This window comes from Aestuariibacter sp. GS-14, from assembly GCF_006494365.1.
In the GTDB taxonomy this organism is placed as follows: Bacteria; Pseudomonadota; Gammaproteobacteria; order Enterobacterales; family Alteromonadaceae; genus Alteromonas; species Alteromonas mangrovi.
In genome coordinates, this window is sequence record NZ_VHIP01000004.1 from 316,134 (window position 1) to 333,965 (window position 17,832).

At 46.5% G+C, this 17,832-nt stretch carries 17 protein-coding genes; 5 read left to right on the top strand and 12 right to left on the bottom strand.

Features of this window, described 5'->3' with window-relative positions:
• Positions 1-25: 25 nt before the first annotated feature.
• Entirely contained in the window at positions 26-3,025 is a 3,000-nt protein-coding gene (locus FJ444_RS09250) for a TonB-dependent receptor (RefSeq protein ID WP_255439094.1), read from the bottom strand.
• A gap of 456 nt (positions 3,026-3,481) precedes the next feature.
• On the opposite strand from FJ444_RS09250, the gene FJ444_RS09255 reads away from it, so the two are divergent.
• The 3 genes from FJ444_RS09255 to FJ444_RS09265 all read left to right on the top strand — a co-directional run bounded on the left by FJ444_RS09255 (position 3,482) and on the right by FJ444_RS09265 (position 7,495).
• Entirely contained in the window at positions 3,482-4,819 is a 1,338-nt protein-coding gene (locus FJ444_RS09255) for a GH1 family beta-glucosidase (protein WP_140957936.1), read from the top strand.
• 13 nt (positions 4,820-4,832) lie between these two features.
• Positions 4,833-6,392: an MFS transporter gene (locus FJ444_RS09260; RefSeq protein WP_140957937.1), complete on the top strand. Its 1,560-nt coding sequence runs from the start codon at positions 4,833-4,835 to the stop codon at positions 6,390-6,392.
• A 101-nt stretch (positions 6,393-6,493) separates the two neighbouring features.
• Positions 6,494-7,495 (top strand): LacI family DNA-binding transcriptional regulator, encoded by a 1,002-nt coding sequence (locus FJ444_RS09265; RefSeq protein ID WP_140957938.1) that lies wholly within the window; start codon positions 6,494-6,496, stop codon positions 7,493-7,495.
• A 61-nt stretch (positions 7,496-7,556) separates the two neighbouring features.
• On the opposite strand, the gene FJ444_RS09270 is transcribed toward FJ444_RS09265, so the two are convergent.
• The 3 genes from FJ444_RS09270 to FJ444_RS09280 all read right to left on the bottom strand — a co-directional run bounded on the left by FJ444_RS09270 (position 7,557) and on the right by FJ444_RS09280 (position 10,812).
• Positions 7,557-7,967 carry a phosphate ABC transporter substrate-binding protein gene (locus FJ444_RS09270; protein WP_140957939.1) on the bottom strand — a complete coding sequence of 137 codons (411 nt, stop codon included), beginning with the start codon at positions 7,965-7,967 and terminating at the stop codon, positions 7,557-7,559.
• 9 nt (positions 7,968-7,976) lie between these two features.
• Positions 7,977-9,095, bottom strand: a complete 1,119-nt coding sequence (locus tag FJ444_RS09275) for a hypothetical protein (protein WP_140957940.1) — start codon at positions 9,093-9,095, stop codon at positions 7,977-7,979.
• Positions 9,096-9,192: 97 nt separating this feature from the next.
• The gene (locus tag FJ444_RS09280) at positions 9,193-10,812 is read right to left on the bottom strand and encodes a methyl-accepting chemotaxis protein (protein WP_140957941.1); all 1,620 of its coding nucleotides are present in this window, start codon (positions 10,810-10,812) and stop codon (positions 9,193-9,195) included.
• A 243-nt stretch (positions 10,813-11,055) separates the two neighbouring features.
• On the opposite strand from FJ444_RS09280, the gene FJ444_RS09285 reads away from it, so the two are divergent.
• Positions 11,056-11,529 carry a nuclear transport factor 2 family protein gene (locus FJ444_RS09285; RefSeq protein ID WP_140957942.1) on the top strand — a complete coding sequence of 158 codons (474 nt, stop codon included), beginning with the start codon at positions 11,056-11,058 and terminating at the stop codon, positions 11,527-11,529.
• On the opposite strand, the gene FJ444_RS09290 is transcribed toward FJ444_RS09285, so the two are convergent.
• The 3 genes from FJ444_RS09290 to FJ444_RS09300 form a co-directional block, all read right to left on the bottom strand.
• The gene (locus tag FJ444_RS09290) at positions 11,526-12,155 is read right to left on the bottom strand and encodes an OmpA family protein (protein WP_140957943.1); all 630 of its coding nucleotides are present in this window, start codon (positions 12,153-12,155) and stop codon (positions 11,526-11,528) included. The genes FJ444_RS09285 and FJ444_RS09290 overlap by 4 nt on opposite strands.
• 297 nt (positions 12,156-12,452) lie before the next feature.
• A complete protein-coding gene (locus FJ444_RS09295) occupies positions 12,453-13,631 on the bottom strand; it encodes an HD-GYP domain-containing protein (RefSeq protein ID WP_140957944.1) in 1,179 nt (392 codons plus the stop codon).
• Between the two features lie 134 nt (positions 13,632-13,765).
• Positions 13,766-14,110 carry an MGMT family protein gene (locus FJ444_RS09300; protein ID WP_140957945.1) on the bottom strand — a complete coding sequence of 115 codons (345 nt, stop codon included), beginning with the start codon at positions 14,108-14,110 and terminating at the stop codon, positions 13,766-13,768.
• Positions 14,111-14,132: 22 nt separating this feature from the next.
• Between FJ444_RS09300 and FJ444_RS09305 the strand changes: the two genes are divergently transcribed.
• Positions 14,133-14,711, top strand: coding sequence for a tRNA-uridine aminocarboxypropyltransferase (locus FJ444_RS09305; protein ID WP_181405119.1), 579 nt, complete (start codon positions 14,133-14,135; stop codon positions 14,709-14,711).
• A gap of 12 nt (positions 14,712-14,723) precedes the next feature.
• Here FJ444_RS09305 and FJ444_RS09310 read toward each other — a convergent pair whose 3' ends face one another.
• The 5 genes from FJ444_RS09310 to FJ444_RS09330 form a co-directional block, all read right to left on the bottom strand.
• Positions 14,724-15,329 carry a glutathione S-transferase family protein gene (locus tag FJ444_RS09310; protein WP_140957947.1) on the bottom strand — a complete coding sequence of 202 codons (606 nt, stop codon included), beginning with the start codon at positions 15,327-15,329 and terminating at the stop codon, positions 14,724-14,726.
• Between the two features lie 10 nt (positions 15,330-15,339).
• The gene (locus tag FJ444_RS09315) at positions 15,340-16,212 is read right to left on the bottom strand and encodes a hypothetical protein (protein ID WP_140957948.1); all 873 of its coding nucleotides are present in this window, start codon (positions 16,210-16,212) and stop codon (positions 15,340-15,342) included.
• Between the two features lie 201 nt (positions 16,213-16,413).
• Positions 16,414-16,767: a VOC family protein gene (locus FJ444_RS09320; RefSeq protein ID WP_140957949.1), complete on the bottom strand. Its 354-nt coding sequence runs from the start codon at positions 16,765-16,767 to the stop codon at positions 16,414-16,416.
• The gene (locus tag FJ444_RS09325) at positions 16,764-17,189 is read right to left on the bottom strand and encodes a GFA family protein (protein ID WP_140957950.1); all 426 of its coding nucleotides are present in this window, start codon (positions 17,187-17,189) and stop codon (positions 16,764-16,766) included. Before FJ444_RS09325 ends, FJ444_RS09320 begins: the two co-directional genes overlap by 4 nt.
• 204 nt (positions 17,190-17,393) lie before the next feature.
• Positions 17,394-17,810 carry a F0F1 ATP synthase subunit epsilon gene (locus FJ444_RS09330; protein WP_140957951.1) on the bottom strand — a complete coding sequence of 139 codons (417 nt, stop codon included), beginning with the start codon at positions 17,808-17,810 and terminating at the stop codon, positions 17,394-17,396.
• Positions 17,811-17,832: the final 22 nt, after the last annotated feature.

The window sequence follows — 17,832 nt, forward strand, 5'->3', positions numbered from 1 at the left end:
CACTTATTGCTATGAGTAAAGGTGTTTAGAACTTGTAGCGTACGCCAACGGCATAACGCGCACCCAGTTCATCCAGTCTCCATAGCATGGCACTCGTTCTGCCATGACGGCGGGCATTTTCTTCAGTAATGTTGATCCCTTCCAGTGACACGGTCAGATCTTCGCTGAAGTCATAAGACACGCTGAAGTCGATTTGTGAATACGCTTCGGTGTAACCCGGCTCGTTCACATACTGCGATGTGGTATCCAGGAACTTATCACGCCAGTTGTAAGCGATACGTGCCTGAATGCCTTCTTTTTCGTACATCAGGATCAGGTTAGCGGTATCACTCAAACCAACCAGTGCAAACTGAGTTACCGACGGATCAGCGTTGTTGTCGAAGCCGATATCACCTGTAACGGTGGTGTAGTTACCCATCACACCAAAGCCACTCTCGCCAAAGAAGTGCTGTGCCGCCAACTCGAAACCATAGATGTTGGCCGCGCGGTTGTTCACTGGCTTAGAGTTAATGAAGGTCATTAACGGATCATCTGCATTTGGCAGCACATCGTAAGCGGCTTCAAACTGCTCGTCGGTCATCGACGTGTAGTCCACACCGTTTTCCATGGCGGCAACCATGTTGAACAACGTGGTATCGCTTAATGGAATGCCTAAGCGCTCCAGTTCAGCGGCAGCAGCCTGGGCACGTGGGCCGGCAGTCGCGTCGCGCAGACCAAAGATGTTCTCTTCAACCTGTTCGTTACCAATAAAGTTCTTCACGCGCTTGTCGTAGAAACCTACTGACACATAGCTGGTTTCGTCGAAGTAGTACTCGAAGGACAGATCCAGGTTGTCAGATTCCAGTGGTACCAGCGCCGGGTTACCAGAGCTTGCTGTAGCCGTTGCACCGCCAGTTAACAGCGTAGGGCCGCTCGGTGGAGATACCGTCGATGCAGCACTCAGGTTGTTATACGTTGGGCGAGCAATGGTTTTGCTGTAAGAGAAACGCGCAATCATGTTTTCTGCCACTTCGATGTCGAAGTCTAACGCAGGTAAAATGTGATCGTAGCTGGAATCTACGCTTACGTCTTCCATGTCGCTACCAAAGCGCACGTTAAAGTCGTTGTTGCCTTCCCAGGCAATACCACTTGGCAGACTGATGTTCGCAATAGAGGTCACATCGGTATTTTCGTAACGTACACCGGTTAACAGGTTATACGGCATGCCTTTTAACTCGCCGTCCAAATCAATTTCGAAGTACACCGCAGTGATGTCTTCTTTGATGGTACGGTTAGTCGCAAACGGGTTGTCTGCAACTAAGTTAAAGCCGTATTCAGAAGCAGCAAAGGCACCCAGTTCGGCTACACTGCCGGTAAAGCCCTGAGAGAAAATACCAGAGGTATTAAAATCGCTGAACTCTTTTGCCAAATCCAATGGGGTAAGGATACCGGCTGGCAATTCACCTGGGTTTTCGATACCCCAGTTACCCATAGTGTGACGGGTCAGTGATTGCAGCGACGTACTTTCCATTGAACGTGATTCGATACCAAAATGTACGCTGCCAGAATCTAATGCGTAAGCACCGTCGATACGCGCTTGCGTGATTTCGGTGTCTTGCAGTGAATAGTTCATATCCAGAATTGACGTACCCACATCAGCCTGGTCCAACACACCGTTTGGATTCAGGTTGCCACGTGATACATCGTCGTAATCCACCAGCATGATGGGGAAGTCACCGCTGAAGTCAGCGCCTTGTCCGCGCACAACGTTTGCACCCAGGCCAAGGTTGGTCCATGTGCCGTAAGGTGCGTCAGGACGGCCTTCTGCAGATGAGTTGTGGAAGTCAAATTCCAGTGTTAAGTCGTCGTTAACAAAGTATTCGATGTTCAGACCGATAGACTTGTTCTCGTTTACCTGATTCAGTTCCTGCATAGCAAGACCTAAGTCACGAGGCAGTAAGTCGCGACGTTCCTGTGTAATGTGAATAGGTGTTTTTACCGTTTCGTCATCGAACGTTAGTTCGGTGAAGTAACGGTCATCCATCCAAATTGACTGTTCAGCGCGAGCTTCAAACAGGTCTTGTTTTGAATAGGTATAATCCAGTGTAGCAACCATGTTGTCGTTTGGCGCGTATTGGAAAGTCAACTGAGCGTTGGTTCTTTCACGCTCGCGATCAGCCATGAAATAACGCAAGTCAGATGGGATCGCAAACAATTGACCCATTGCTGGCGCGTTGTTTAATACAACTGCATCACCACTGGCCGGGTTAGATGGATCAGGTGATTGAGGAATTGAGCCATCAAACGGATTAACACGCCACTGGTTTACAAACGCACCCTGAGACGCGCTGTCACGTTGTTGGAATGATCCAGAGAAAGTGAAACCAAATTTTTCGTCGTCGCTGACGAAGTTGATCATACCTGATACTTCAGGTGTTACATCATCGCCAACGCGGTTGGTAGTGTCGGCCAGGGCTTTCGCGCCCACACTGGCTGTAAAACCCGTTTCCGGCGCGTCGAACGGACGTGCAGTGCGAATGTTAATTGACGCACCAATACCACCGGTTGCAATGCTTGCACGGCCGGTTTTATACACTTCCACCGCGCGAACACTTTCTGACGCCAGGTCAGAGAAATCAAATGCACGAGAGTTAGGTGCACCACCGCCACCTGGCAACGCAGAGCCAGGCATGGTTCTGCCGTTAAGCGTTACCATGTTAAAGTCAGGACCGAAACCACGCGCGGTCACCTGGTTACCTTCACCGTTGTTACGGCTAATTGAAATACCTGTAATACGTTGCAGTGATTCTGCCAGGTTGGTGTCTGGGAACTTACCGATATCAACCGCAGAGATAGCATCGACTACCCCGGATGAGTCGCGCTTGATGCCCATTGACTCCTGAACACTACCGCGAATACCGGTTACCTGAATAACTTCTACGTCATCCTTTGCTTCCTGAGCGTGTACCGGAAACAGTAAACCTGATCCCAGTATTAACGACAGACTGGTCGCAATTTTGGTTTTCTTAACAATTGTGTGTGTCACCGTCTTTCTCTCTTCTTTGTTGTGCTTGAAATTTACGCTTTCAAGAAAGGGCTTTCCCCAACACATCAAGAGAAGCCCTCACCCATCAAGAAAGCGCTTTCTCAAGCTATAAGATCACCAACCAAAGATCAACATATTTTTTACATTACCAAAATTTCGTAACGCAATTGATTAACAAAACACATGACAAAAGTAGATTTTTATAGTTCAAATACAGATAAATGGCGGGATTCAGCGTTTACCTTGATTGAAAATGATTTTAGTAAATAAATATTTCAGCAATGAATATTTTTACAAGAATTACAAGAAAGCGCTTTCTCAAACTATTTTGTTTGTGCTATAAACCAAACACATTTTACGCTGCCCAAACCATTATCAGTTTTACCGGTGGCATCACTACTAACCGCTTAGGTACACCCCCAACGCTGTATCAGGCTCTTAGGAACAACCAACATCATGAAAACAATTAGTCTTCCGCTGAACAGTGCACTTCGCAGCCGTTCTTTTTTATTTGGTACCGCCACTTCGTCTTTTCAGATCGAAGGGGCCGCAGACAGCCGATTGAAATCGATCTGGGACACATTTTGCGAACAAGAAGGTAAAATTGCAGATAAAAGTGATGGTTTGGTAGCCTGCGAACATGTAGCCCGTTACAAAGAAGATGTCGACTTGTTACAAGAACTCGGCGTTGATGCTTACCGGTTTTCAATTTCATGGCCACGCGTCATTCAGGAAGACGGCGAATTAAACCCTCAGGGCGTGCAATTTTACATTGATCTGTTGGACGAACTGGCAGGGCGGGGCATTAAAGCGTTTGCCACCCTTTATCACTGGGATTTGCCTCAGTACCTTGAAGACCAAGGAGGCTGGTTAAACCGAGACACCGCGTATGCTTATCAGCAGTACGTAACAAAAATCACTCAGGCGTTGGGTAGTCGTGTTCATGCCTATGCCACGTTTAACGAACCGTTTTGTTCTGCGTATCTCGGCTATGAGATTGGAGTGCACGCGCCGGGAAAAACCGGCAGAAAGCACGGGCGCTCCGCGGCACACCATATTTTACTGGCGCACGGACTGGGTATGCAGGCACTGCGTGAACACGCCCCACAGGCATTAAGCGGGATCGTACTTAACTTTACGCCATGTTATCCGGTATCAGGTTCTCCGGCTGATCGTCTGGCCACCATTTATGCCGATGAATATATTAACCAGTGGTACATGCAACCTGTTATGGAAGGAAGTTATCCACCGGTAATGGATAAACTGGCACCAGAAGACAAACCACCAATTCAACCAGGTGATATGGAAACTATTTGCCAGCCGCTGGATTTCCTGGGGGTTAATTTTTATACCCGGTTAACCTATTCAGCGCCAAAGCAAGACGGTGAGCTTTACATTGAACATGCGCATTTGGAGCCTAAAACGGATATTGGTTGGGAAATTTATCCTCAGGCGTTTTATGATCTGCTTACATCGCTGAATTCCCGTTACGACTTGCCGCCCATTTATATCACCGAAAACGGCGCAGCCATGGCGGATAAAGTAGAAAATGGTGAAGTCGCCGACCACGACAGAATCGATTACTATGAGGCGCATTTGTGCGCGCTTTCGGATGCGATTGATGCGGGCGTAAATGTAGCAGGGTATTTTGCGTGGAGCTTAATGGACAACTTTGAATGGGCAGAAGGTTACGCCAAGCGATTTGGCATAGTTTATGTTGATTTTGACACCCAGGCCCGGTTGTTCAAACACAGTGCTCACGCGTATAAACTGCTGTTAGCTCAGCGTACCTAAAGGAGCAGACGTCATGTCTCAGTTGCTTAGTGTAAAAGAAAAAATCGGATATGGGCTGGGAGATGCGGCCGCCAATCTGGTGTGGCGTGGTGCATTAGCCTATTTAGCCGTGTTTTATACAGACACCTTTGGTATTAGTGCTGCGGCCGCCGCTATGTTGTTTTTGGTGGTGCGATTATCCGACGGCGTAACCGACATCATAATGGGCATGATTGCCGACCGCACAAATACCAGAATGGGTAAGTTCCGCCCGTGGATATTAGCGTCTACACCGTTTCTGGGATTATTCATGATCCTGTGTTTTACCACTCCGTCGCTTTCAGACACAGGTAAACTCATTTATGCCTATATCACGTATATTGGGCTAACCCTTGCCTATACCGCGAACAACGTGCCTTATTCAGCCTTAATGGGCGTAATGACGGCTGACGACCACGAACGTACCAAACTCTCCGGGTTTCGTTTTGCCGGCGCATTCCTGGGTGGTTTGCTGGTAATGGGATTTCTACCCATGTTGGTTGCCTATTTTGGTGGAAATGGTGAAAACGATGCATTGGGATATCAATACACCATGTATGTTTTTGCAGCCCTGTTGGTAGCGCTCATGCTGATCACGGTATTCACCACTAAAGAACGCATTGCGCCCCACCAGCAGTCAGGTAGCAGCCTGGGGAAAGAACTAAGTGACCTGTCCAAGCAACTGCCCTTTATTTTAATTCCGCTGTCTGCCATTACTGCCTTCTTTTACTACCGCAACTGGGCAACCGGTATCATCTTTGCGTTAGTAATGGCGTTAAGCTGGTGGTTTGTGAAAAAGCTGGTGGCACGCCCTGAATCGCAGAATTCGCGCTCACAACAGGATATTATTGACCTGTTAACCAATAAGCCGTGGCTCATTTTACTGGGCATGGGCTTTTTAACCATGATGTTTAACGGCATTCGTTATGGTGTTATTGCTTACTACTTCAAGTATTTCCTGAATGACGCCGCGCTTACCGGGCAATATTTTATTGTGTTGCTGGTGGTATCGATTGCTGGTGCGTTTGCTACACCCTGGCTAGCCAAACGCTTTGGACGCAAACAGCTATTTGTTGCTTCCTTGCTGATAAGCAGCGTGATCACCATTGGTATTTACTGGGTTCCAATGGGTGAGCAAGGCATATTACCCTTATTTATTCTAGGCGGTGCCGCCGAGTTCTTTGCTGCCATTATGCCTACGCTGTTTTTCTCGATGTTGGGCGATTCTGCCGACTACAACGAGTGGCGTACCGGACGCAGAGCAACAGGCCTGACATATTCTGCTGGCTCGTTTGTTCAGAAAACTGGTGGCGGCTTTGCAGGCGCATTGGTGTTACTGGTACTGGGCGCTTATGGTTATGATGGGATGGACGCGACAACCATTAGCAATGCGCTGCCCGGCATGCAATCGCTGATGAGTTGGATCCCGGCACTCTTTGGTTTCGCAGGCGCCGCACTGATCCTGCTATACCCACTCACAGACAGTAATCAAAAGGAAATGACAGAAACGCTGAGTGAACGCAGAGCAGCGCAAGAAAAAGCGGCGGCGATTTAAGTAAACGCAGATTAGTCTAAAGATTAAACCTGAATACGGGCGCTTTACAAACACATTGGACGTCGTAAACTGCCCTTTAGAATAATAAACAGAGAATCAGTGTGGCGACTATTTACCAAGTAGCGGAGCGGGCCGGCGTTTCGCTTTCCACGGTTTCGCGCGTCTTGAACGGGCGGAAAACCGTAAACGAAACACTGCGGGCAAAAGTTGAGCACGCTATGCGGGAACTCAATTACCGCCCCAGCTCAGTTGCCCGTTCTCTGGCTACCAGTCGAACCGATAGTATTGGTATATTGGTTTCAGAATTAAACTCTCCTTTCTTCGGCGACTTAATGCAAGCCGTAGAGTCCACGCTACGCGAAGCGGATAAACATGTGATCATTACCGTTGGTCACAATAATCTGGAAACCGAAAAAGACGCCGTAGAGTTTTTAATTAGCCGCAACTGCGATGCTCTCATCATGCACGTAGAAGCCATGAGCGACGATTATCTGCGCGAAGTTAACGCCAACCGCGTACCTATTTCTGTTGTTAACCGGCAAGTGGAAGGACTCGAAAACGCCTGCGTATGTTTAGACAACGAACGCGGCGGATACCTGGCTACTCAACACCTCATTGAACTGGGTCACACCCGCATTGCCTGTATTTCCGGTCCTTCCAAAGCCCGCGACGCTCAGTTGCGTTTGATGGGACACCGACGGGCGCTGGCCGAAGCTGGCATCCCTTGGTCGGAGCAACTTTATTATGAGGGGCGCTATCAGGAAGAAGACGGCAAGCAGGGCCTGCAAACGCTGTTGTCCAGAAATAAGCCATTTACGGCACTGGTGTGCGCTAACGACTGGATGGCCTCAGGCGCAATGAGCTGTGCGCGTGATTTGGGTATGAACTTACCTTACGATCTGTCGATCATTGGTTTTGACGATGCGGTATTCGCCCACCATGTTTATCCGCGTTTAACAACGGTGAAAAACCCGATTTATGAAATGGGCGAAATGTCGGCAAGACACATTCTCAATGCAGTCTATGGCCAATCACTGTCGGTAAAAACCCTGTTTGAACCTAAGCTGATTGTGCGTGAATCAACGATCTTCCTAAAATCCTGACAAATGCTTTCGCCTTGTAACTAACACGATAACAGGGGTTGCCCCCTGTTATCAGTAATCGCTAAAGACTAAAAAGCACTTTAACTGAGCCGTCCACTGAGCCTGCATCTACAAACCCAATGGCATCTGCCGAAGATGCTACCGTTTTAAGTACTTCAGCATCGTTTCCCAGTTCTTTAGGCGGCCGCCCGCCACCCGTAAACGCCAGTTTTGCCCAATAAGCTTTGAACTGACTGGCATTTCGCGACAGTACTTTATCAATAAACTCATCAGCCGTGCCGCCACTTTGCATGTACGGCGTCATCGTTTTGTCTTTACCTAAGTAAATCTGTGCGACTTTTTCCTGATCCAACGCATCAGCAAATCCCGGATTTACCACTACCGCAATAGCCGCTTGCGCCGAAGCACTAAGCATAATTGCTGCAGTGAATGTCAGGCTGGCTACTGTTTTTTTAATAGAAAAATTATGCATTATCAACTCCTAAAAAACAGTGACTAATGCCATTTCAACAGCGCCAGCGTTGCTACCGTCCAGCTGTTCAGACACAGTATATTCAAACTTAAATGCCGCAGAATCATGGAAGTCCCATCGCACGCCAACCGAATAAAAAGGCAATTCAAAATCGCGCTCGTCCAATACAGCTTTCGTCGTTTGGTACAGGAAATCCAAACCGGGATCGACACCTAACGGTACAGAGTTAATAGCCTTGCGATATGGTTCATTCACATCTTCACCCACGGTCGCATGTACCATATAGCTACCAAAACGCTTACCTAAAGACACCATCCAGGGCTTATAATCACCCACAATGGTTTCATCTACTGTTGAAGGGATATATTCCGCCAGGAACAGCCAGTCCTGGTTGTCGAAAATAACCCCCACTTCAAAAGCGGTTGAACTATCGTTGTTTATATCCAGTTCGTTACCCACTGCTGCAAAAGGCGTTGCCTGCCACGCAGAGACCAGCTCACCAACCCCAATATCCCCGGAAATATCAAACTGTAAATAGCTGGTTCTGAATGTCCACCAGCCATAGTTCACACTAGCAACGGCACTAAAGATGTCTTCAATTTCAAACGAGCCGGTATCGGTAGAGAAATCCTCTTTACCGTAATACAAACGGAAGTTCACCATTGCATCGCCAACCGTAAAATCGTGAATGGTTGAGATACCATCGATTGAGTCAAACGGGGCCTTGTAAACTTCTGCTGGTGGCGCTATCCAGTGATAGGCATAGGACACATCCAGATAGTCGGAATACAGGTACATAGGAATTCGCTGACGACCGGCCTGTATGCGCCAGGTTGGTGAGATTTCATATGACAGGAATGCCCAGGTAAATTCCGGCTCCCAGTCATCACGGCCGCGCGAACGAATTTGTGCTGTCGCACTTAACCCTTCACCCAGATCTGAATATGCCTGCAGCGCAAAGAATGAATGTTCTTTGAAGTCGATGCTGTCTTCGTAGTCTCTAACAATTGCATCGCTGTCGGTAGCTGTGCCACCAACAATGCTGGCGAAGCCACTTAAGTTCACTTCTGCATATGCGTGGATCGGCAACGCACCCGCGAACAATGAGGCAAGTAACAGTTTTTTCATAGTTAAATCCCGCGTAAATATACGTAGTTTTGATGTTTAATTGAACGCTGTGTTATGGCTTACCCGTTATCCCCGGGCTTCAAATTTGATTTTTCTGCTACACCTTAAACTGGCGGGCGATCCCTTCCAGACTCTTCGCCAGATTAGCCAGTTCACTGCTGGCAGACGCTAGTCTTACTGAGTTTCTAGCGGTTTCATCGGTTCGTGCGTAAATTTCGTCCACATAACCCACAATTTGCTCCGCCACGGCTTGTTGATTGTCGGTAGTGCTGGCAATTTGGCCGTTCATCGCACTGATCCGCCCGATAGTGTCGGCAATCACGTTCAGGCTTGCGCCGGCTTTGTTGGCCTCGCTTACACTGCTTTCTGCCTGCTGGGTACCGGAGCTCATTACCTGAACAGCCGATCTGGCTGCACTTTGCAATTGTTCTATGGTGTTTTGAATTTCTTCGGTGGACTTTTGTGTTTTGGAAGCAAGCGTTCTTACTTCGTCTGCTACTACAGCAAAGCCCCGGCCTTGTTCACCGGCTCGGGCTGCTTCAATGGCGGCGTTTAAGGCCAACAAGTTGGTTTGCTCGGCTATGCCTTTTATCACATCCAGAACCACACCTACCTGATTAGAGTCGTTCTCCAGTTTTCGAATTACCTGGGCACTGTCGTCTACATTTTTTGCCAGCGACTGAATACTGCGTACGGTACTATTAACAACCGATTGGCCCTGGTTGGAAGCGTTGGTTGCTTCATCGGCAGCTCTTGCCGCTTCAGCTGCACTCTCGGCCACTGCTACAACCGAATGATTCATATCATCAACCGCATTTTTGGCCTTGGTTGCGGCCCCTTGTTGATCAGCAATGTTTTTATTGGTGGTGTCGGTTAGCTGACTCAGGTTTTGCGCTAGATCCGACAGCGGCAGTGTAGTTTGTACTATGTCTTTTACTACTTTCTGCAATTTCTCCATAAACAAATTGAAATACCTAACCAGATCGCCCACTTCATCTTGTGCATTGGTTTGAATGCGAATGGTCAGGTCGCCGTCTTCCTGTGCAATGTCGCGCAGTGATTTCACAACCCGAGTCAGGTTGCCACGTATTTCGCCGGTAATAGGGTAGGCAGTACCAAACAGAATAAGTGTAGTAACGATGCCCATAATAATACCCAGCCAGAATAAGAATTCCTGGGCACTGTTATATTCAGAAAAGGCTTGTTCAAATGCACTTTGCCGGGAGGCAATAAACTGATTAACCAGACTGATTGCGTTGTCGTAATTCGCGTTCATTTCTTCCAACTTATCACTCAGAGTGGAGAAATCCGCAGTTTCGTTGAGAATTGATGCCGTAACGCTAACGGCCTGATCACTATACGCACTAAAGGTAGACTGAAGTTTTGTTACATCTGCAGACAATCCAGGATCAATGCGCCGAATAGCCTGTAAATCGTCCAGTACCGCTTCTACTTTTTCCTTTGCAATCCCAATCGCTTCTGTATCACCAGTAGTCACAGAAGAAGCGAGCGTATCGCGCACTTTTTCCATATTGGTGAGCACCGATGTACTCAATTGAAGCGCAGGAAAATCCACACTTTTGGCAACCTGCAACTGACTGGCATTTTGCGCAGACACGGTGCTGTTGATCACAACAAAAGTAATAAAACTTACGGCACCAATGATGGGAATTAAAAAGATTTTTTGCGCAACAGACAACTTCAATAGAAAGTTCATTGATTACAGAACTCCGTGTAAATCATGCAGATTAAAATACGAATGACAGGGCCTGATCTCAAAAGTTAGTTTATATACGTGTTTTTGCAAGTATTTTGCTTTGAGACTTCAAATTCGATTGATATGTCGCAAGGGAATAGAATTTTGCTGAGGTAAATTTCTGACACCAGGACAACGCTTACGGCTACTTAGATACTGTGTTACGGTATTATTCAGGATTATCAGTCAATTCAACAATTACTTATGCGAATTATCATATATTTATGTGCGTTATGTTTTGCCTGTTCTGCATGGGCTGAACGAACCGTTGAACAAACTCTCGACGCATTACATGCCGCTGCGTCTGGTGCGGATGCAGTCACTTACTTTGATTTATATACCAGTAACGCTACGTTTATTGGTACCGATGCGTCAGAAAACTGGTCGATTAGTGAGTTTAAGCAATATGCCATGCCGTATTTTTCACAAGGCAAAGGCTGGACCTATACCCCGGTTTCACGAGACGTGTTTTACGCTAAGGACAAGCAGGTAGCCTGGTTTATGGAAATTCTGGACAACGCTTCTTATGGAATAACTCGGGGAACAGGGGTGTTAGAGCGAATAGACGGAGAATGGAAGGTGGCTCAATATCACCTCACCATTCCTATTCCCAATGCCCTGGCAAAATCAGTGGCAGCACAAATCGAAAAACTGGCTGCCACTACACCAGATAGTTAATTAGTGATCGGCTGAATTGACAGCTCAACCCTACGGTTTATCTGTCGGTTAGCGTCGCTGGTATTAGGCACCTTGGGCTGAAACTCGCCCATGCCTACTGTTGTCACCCGTTGTACATTCACGTTGTATGCGGTTAGCAGATTTTTAACCGCATTTGCCCGGCGCTCAGACAATTCCTGATTGTAAGATTCAGAACCTGTGTCGTCGGTGTGCCCTTTAATCAACAACACGGTTTTTTCGTATTTGTTGAGTACCACTGCAACATCGTTCAGTACCGGATTGAAATTTGGGCTAATTGCCGCACTGTTGGTAGCAAAGGTAATATCGCCAGGCATGATCAGATGCAGCGTATCGCCTTCACGTACTATATCCACTCCCGTATCGGCCAATTCTTCGCGCAGGGCCTCTTCCTGTTTATCCATGTAATTACCAATCGCACCACCCGCAATGGCACCCACTACGGCACCCCAGGCATAACGACTTTTAGCATTATCGCCTGTAGCTTTACCTAATAATGCGCCGGCCACGGCACCAATTGCAGCGCCTTTTTGAGTATTGTTACTGTTTGCACAACCACCCGCCAACAAAGCAGTAGCCACCACACTCGCAATCACTAGTTTTTTCATTGCAACCTCAATATTTGTCGTTCGTACCTGAATACAGCAATCAGCGTTCCAATTGCTAACTTTACGGATAATTTAACTAGGCAAACCTGAATAAAGCCTGACTATCAGTGGCCTGTAGCGATATTTACTATTGTGAATGCGGTAAAACAAGAGAAGGTAGCAGTGCGTTAGTGCCGCAAATTTTACACTAAGATTGTAATTTATTTGCGACACTATTAAGCCTACTGATGCTGCACGGGAAGCTTAGCGGCATATCCGATTGCCAACGGTCACTGCCTGCAAACACCGGCTCAGCAATCAGGGCAAAACAGATTCATGAAAGAATCGGTTGATATCAATATTATAGTCAGACGCCACCACCGCTTTGTCTATTTTAATTCGGTCGTCGGTTGCAAGGTTCACTTCTTTAGGCGGCAGATAGTGATTGCCAGCGGTGGAATAAAATACGCGAACACAAGGCCGTAATGGCTGTTTGTCATTTTGCTTTATTACCAGCGCTACCTTGTTGTTAGACAATTCAACCAGACTGCCAACAGGGTAAATGCCCATGCAGCGGATAAACTGCTGAAGCAGTCCTTGATCGAGTTTATCCTTACTGTCTTTTAACAGTATTTGTAGTGCCTTTTGACTCGACATACCCGGTTTGTAGCAACGATCGGCAGTAAGTGCATCGTACATGTCTACTATGGCTAACATGCGGCCTTGCCTAGTAATTTGATCTGCACTTAACTGCGAGGGATACCCCAAACCATCTAATCGCTCGTGATGTTCACTTACCCACTTGATAAGGGTTTCATCAATTCTCATTTGATGAAGAAACTCAACGCCGTAAGTAACGTGTTTCTTCATTTCTTCCATTTCTCCATCGGTCAGTCGGCCGGGCTTATGTAAAATGGCATCGTCTACTTTTATTTTACCGAGATCGTGAAGTAATCCACTGTAAGCCAGTCTTTCAATTTCCTCCTCTTCCAGCCCAAGATAACGGGCGAAATTGGCCAGTAATATGCCTACGTTAAGTGAATGCTCAAGCAAATAAGAGTCTTTTTCGCGAATTTTTGTCATGAGCAGCAACGCATCCGGATTGCGATCCAGCGAACCTACCAATGCTGTAGAAAATTCCCTCGGTACATAATCGTCAAATTGGGTACCATTCTGAATGGCCTTATACAGACTGCCCTGAATCTTCAAGCCTTGCTGATACAGCTTTTCAGCCCGTGCCAGTTCATCGGTTAATGGGACAGTAGTTTCCAGATGTTGGTGTATGGGGAGTGCCTGACTGCTCGTGCTATTACCCGACTCCACGTCAGTCTCAATAACCACGCGCAAAATACCCTTGCGCTTAAGTTCATCAATCGCGGCCTGACTAGTTACCCGCCCACGACTTTTAATTTGTACTGTGCCAGCCCGTTGTTCAGCAATCTCGAGCACGTACATACCCACTTCTAGTTGTTCTATCCCGATCGTAATCACTGACATGCGTTTTGCTTCTTGTTATCTTAACGGTCTTTTCGATTGCTGATGACGGCATTTACGACATCTGATAGCAAGCTATAGTTAGATACGGCAACAGTTTGGTCTGCATCCGTCATTTCATATTCATCAATACTCATTTAAAAGTCTAGCTGGTAAAGTAGCGTTGGTAAATCTGGTTGCCACTGGTAGCACTTCATTTTAATTTTGTGATTTATTACTAACACCCCTTCTTCCAGAAGCCGGGCAATTTGTTCGTTGGCGAGCTCGCTATTTACAGGAAACGCAATTTGCCCATTACTTCTCACCACTCGATACCAGGGTACAGGTTCGTTTTGAGGAACGTCTTTTAAACATCTCCCCACCAGCCTTGCCCGTCCAGGCAAGCCAGACAAATCGGCTATTTGACCATAAGCCGCCACATTACCTGCAGGGATCATTCTGATGGTATGCCATATTCGTTCGGCTGGGGTAAAATCAGACATCGTACATTTCGCTGAGAGTGTTATGCGTTTAAAGTGTCATCGATGCCACTATCCTTTGAAAACCTGTATTTGTAAACATGTTACACCCGTTTTCAATCGAACCCGGGTAATAGTATTGCAGCATCCCGCAGAAACGAAACATGCCAAAAATACTGTCAGGTTACTGCAGCTTGCTCTCCAGAATGTGGATTGCTACACAGGTAAAACCGCTGAGGATTTTGCGCCACTGGCCAAGCAACTGACTACAGACTCTGCAACAACGGTAGTTCTTTACCCGGTTCAGGAGGCTATAGAGTTAACTAGCGCTCACTATCTACAAAATCCATTAAAAATTGATACACTGATTATTATTGATGGCAGTTGGAAGCAGGCGTACGGTATTTACAAACGCAATCCATGGTTAAATCAATTCATGTTTTGTTGTTTGCCCGACGATATAGAAGGACAGTATGATATTCGCAAAACCAGTGTGTCTAATGGGCTGTCTAGCCTTGAGGCTGTAGCATTGGGTTTGCAAAGTCTGGAAGGGGCCGATACTTTACCTCTGTACCGGCTCTTTGATGCTTTTAAGCAGCAGTGGTCCCTGCATACTGAAGGCTAGTGGCTGATTACCCTAACAGCTGTATTGCATGGGCATATACCCTCGATGGTCCTCAACCAATGCTAACCATCGCCGAATACCAGGATATACCGATAGGTCAAAACCACCTTCATGTGCTACATGGGTATAGGCATACAATGAAATATCTGCCAAAGACAGTTGTTCGCCCACCAGGTAGGGGGTTTCGTTAAGTTGCTTCTCCATCACCGCCAGCGCTTTGTGACCGGCAACCTGTTTAGCCTGATACTCTGCTTTACGGTTTTCTGGCAATCCTAAAAATACATTGATAAATCGGGCAACAGCGATGGCTGGCTCATGACTGTACTGTTCAAAGAACTGCCACTGCAACATTTTTGCGTAATCAAACGCTTTAGACGGAATCAAAGCCGATCCAGTTGCCAGATAATTAATAATGGCATTAGATTCACTCAAACACCGTCCGTCGCTTAATTCCAGTACTGGTATTTTACCTAACGGATTCTTATGCTTGAACGCTTCTGTTTGTGTTTCTCCCTGGAGAATATTTACATCAATCCATTCGCAACTTTTACCCAGTAATGCCAGTACAAGCTGGATTTTATAACAGTTACCGGAACGGGCATCGCCATAAACCTTCATGAGTCATCCTTTACTTAACAAACCATGCCATAAACAGCCAGGTGGCCGGCACGCCAGCTGACACGATGAATATCTTTACATTTTGTACAATTTCTTTGGGCCAACAACTAAACTGGCGCATGTCTTCCAGTTGTTGATTGAGCTTATACAGCTGATTTGCGCTTGGTTCGTTGTTTTTACCATTTCGCCTGTCAATCAGTATCTGCTCAATCGCAGCTTCTATACAACTGATGTTTTTTGCCCGGTATTTACGCATCAACCTTAGCGTTTTTATTACTGGCAAAAACAACCATGTGAGCATAAATGTAATCATCACTAATAATATTAGTAAGTCAATAACGGGGACAGGTTTACCCATCCAAAATATCGGTACCAGCATTAACATCATTAATGCCAGACTCACATTGCTTAATCCTAAATCACATAGTGCCTTGCAATGACTAAAGTTTGTATCCTTGGTAATACTGGGTAGCACCAAATGGCGATGCAGATAGCGAGTGAACGACGCCGACTGCATAATAAATAGAAACAGAAAGAACCAAAAGGGCACAGCTATGGCGTTGAGTAATATGATAGCGGGCTTTAAATCCAGTGCCAGCAGTCCCTCTGTAACAAGGTAAATCATCGTTACTGAAACTGCCAGTGTGCTGGCAATAACCACTTGGGTTACCAGCTTCTTTTCAAGGCGTTGAATATGTTGAGGATACTCATCGATGCGTTTAACACGCACCAGGAAATCGGCGATACGTTTACCGGCACGTCGGTGCATAATGCGAATTGCCAGCCATAAATAGCCGATGATGAGCGGCATCCCCAGCGCTGCATTAAAATCCCTTTGTGAACGCTCGTCCACTACATACGCCAGATCCAAAGATCCAGCCACATAGTTAAGACTCAGGCAAACTATTACAAATAGTAAAGGCGGCAACCAAACATGTATTACTACGTTGTTTTTATTCATTAGATTGGTTGTGTCAATTAAGCGACAGCTATTATACACCCCAAAAATTAATTGGCACAGCGCGTCGGCAATACACTTTGTTAACGAATGTGTATTGCTTTTTTTCCTTACCCCTGCGACGCTTTATTTATCTGACCAAACGGCAAATTCATTACCACTTGGCTCGGTAAAATGAAACCGTCTGCCGCCAGGAAAGGTAAATATTGGCTTAATCACGCTACCACCTGCGGCTTCAACGGCTTGTTGTGTGGCCTCGAGGGTAGGTGAGTAAAACACCAGTAAAGTTGCACCTGACGCAGTTAATGACGCCATATCTGCTTTGTAAAAGCCGCCTGTAATGCCCTTATCCCTGAACTCACAATAAGCGTCGCCATAATCGGTGAATGTCCAGTTAAAAACAGACGCAAAGAACGCCTTGGTAGCAGGTATATCCTTACAGGGCAATTCTACGTAATTAATCAGTGTGTCGCTGCTCATACTGGTTCATCTCCCTCAAATTGCGCCATTACCTCTGCGCCTGTCATGCATATAGTGGTTTGTTCAAAGCTGTAATAGTTGGGCTTGCTTTCAATAAATATTTGATGAGATAACTGCATAGCTGGTTGTTGTGGAAACAGTCCAACAGGCAAATAGTGGGTGTTAGTTGTCTTTAACCGGTAAAAGAGGTGCGTGCCGCAATGACTGCAAAATCCGCGCTCTGCCCAATCTGAAGAATCATAAACTTTAACGGTGTCACCGGTAAGCTTAACAGTGTGACCCTCTATCGCGAAAAAGGGGCTGCCAGCCCATTGTCTGCACATATCACAGTGGCATACGCCAATATCCAGCGAAGTTGCGATAGCTTCAATCTTAACGCCCTTGCACAGGCAGGTAGAGGTAAGTAAGGTACTGGTTTCCATACACGCTCCTTTGTTGTCATTTTTTCTAAAGCAATTTACAGCGAATAATGCTGTATTGCTTCCCTATGCTCAGTTTCTGACATCAAACCAAAACCGACACATGTATATTTATACAGCCAAATTAAAAACACCAGTTTTTTATTACATTATTTCAGACATAAAAAAACCCAGGATAACCTGGGTTCTTTATTTTGATGAATCTAATTACTTGCGCAGTTTTTGAATTAATCGCAACTGGGCAATGGCTTCCGCCAGCTCGTGAGCGGCTTCAGCATAATTAAAGTCAGCACCTGGATTAGCGATGTGCTCTTCTGCACGTCGTTTAGCTTCTTCAGCAGCCTGTGCATCCAAGTCTTCTGCTCTTACCGCAGTGTCGGCCAGAACAGTTACGTTGCCTGGTTGTACTTCAAGTACACCACCCGCTACGTAAATAACTTCTTCTTCACCGTGCTGTTTAACCAAACGCACCATACCAGGCTTAATTGGAGTGATGAGCGGCGCGTGACCAGGGTAAATACCCAGCTCACCTTCGCTACCGGTCACCTGGATAGTTTCAACGAGGCCAGAGAAAATCTGCTTTTCCGCGCTTACTACATCTAAGTGAACTGTCATTGCTGCCATGTAAACCTCCTAAAGGATACGC

Bases quoted from the DNA above. Each gene is read 5' to 3' on its own strand.
- FJ444_RS09255 (WP_140957936.1), top strand. From the start codon at position 3,482: ATGAAAACAATTAGTCTTCCGCTGAACAGTGCACTTCGCAGCCGTTCT.
- FJ444_RS09260 (WP_140957937.1), top strand. From the start codon at position 4,833: ATGTCTCAGTTGCTTAGTGTAAAAGAAAAAATCGGATATGGGCTGGGA.
- FJ444_RS09270 (WP_140957939.1), bottom strand. From the start codon at position 7,967: ATGCATAATTTTTCTATTAAAAAAACAGTAGCCAGCCTGACATTCACT.
- FJ444_RS09275 (WP_140957940.1), bottom strand. From the start codon at position 9,095: ATGAAAAAACTGTTACTTGCCTCATTGTTCGCGGGTGCGTTGCCGATC.
- FJ444_RS09280 (WP_140957941.1), bottom strand. From the start codon at position 10,812: ATGAACTTTCTATTGAAGTTGTCTGTTGCGCAAAAAATCTTTTTAATT.
- FJ444_RS09285 (WP_140957942.1), top strand. From the start codon at position 11,056: ATGCGAATTATCATATATTTATGTGCGTTATGTTTTGCCTGTTCTGCA.
- FJ444_RS09290 (WP_140957943.1), bottom strand. From the start codon at position 12,155: ATGAAAAAACTAGTGATTGCGAGTGTGGTGGCTACTGCTTTGTTGGCG.
- FJ444_RS09295 (WP_140957944.1), bottom strand. From the start codon at position 13,631: ATGTCAGTGATTACGATCGGGATAGAACAACTAGAAGTGGGTATGTAC.
- FJ444_RS09300 (WP_140957945.1), bottom strand. From the start codon at position 14,110: ATGTCTGATTTTACCCCAGCCGAACGAATATGGCATACCATCAGAATG.
- FJ444_RS09305 (WP_181405119.1), top strand. From the start codon at position 14,133: ATGCGTTTAAAGTGTCATCGATGCCACTATCCTTTGAAAACCTGTATT.
- FJ444_RS09310 (WP_140957947.1), bottom strand. From the start codon at position 15,329: ATGAAGGTTTATGGCGATGCCCGTTCCGGTAACTGTTATAAAATCCAG.
- FJ444_RS09320 (WP_140957949.1), bottom strand. From the start codon at position 16,767: ATGAGCAGCGACACACTGATTAATTACGTAGAATTGCCCTGTAAGGAT.
- FJ444_RS09325 (WP_140957950.1), bottom strand. From the start codon at position 17,189: ATGGAAACCAGTACCTTACTTACCTCTACCTGCCTGTGCAAGGGCGTT.
- FJ444_RS09330 (WP_140957951.1), bottom strand. From the start codon at position 17,810: ATGGCAGCAATGACAGTTCACTTAGATGTAGTAAGCGCGGAAAAGCAG.